Annotated in this window: 1 protein-coding gene; it reads right to left on the bottom strand. The window is 69.8% G+C overall.

Going from position 1 to position 278, the window contains the following annotated elements; all coding sequences use genetic code 11:
- Positions 1-278: hypothetical protein (locus EN850_RS36140; RefSeq protein WP_210238116.1), on the bottom strand; the 278-nt coding region annotated here is incomplete at both ends.

Below are 278 nucleotides of genomic sequence, written 5' to 3'. Positions count from 1 at the left end.
CAGCCCAGCAGCTTGCCATCGGTGCAGCAGGCCTTGGCGCCGTCCTTGCGGTCCAGGGTCGGGCAGTCCAGCGGCAGGGGGATCTCCACGAAGGCCACCGGCGGTGCGCAGCTGGCATTGCCTGAGCCCGGCTTGCGCTCGTAGTAGGCGAAGCGGTTGCCGCCGTCGACGCTGGCCAGGTTTCCGTTCTTCAGCGGCTGCAGTACGAAGTCGCTGCCGACGTCGCGATGGATGAGGATGCGGCCGTCCTGCAGGCTCGCGCGCAGGCGCTGGTCGCG

The sequence above is a fragment of the Mesorhizobium sp. M8A.F.Ca.ET.207.01.1.1 genome, assembly GCF_004794715.1.
In the GTDB taxonomy this organism is placed as follows: Bacteria; Pseudomonadota; Alphaproteobacteria; order Rhizobiales; family Rhizobiaceae; genus Mesorhizobium.
This window is presented reverse-complemented; position numbering and strand designations above follow the sequence as displayed.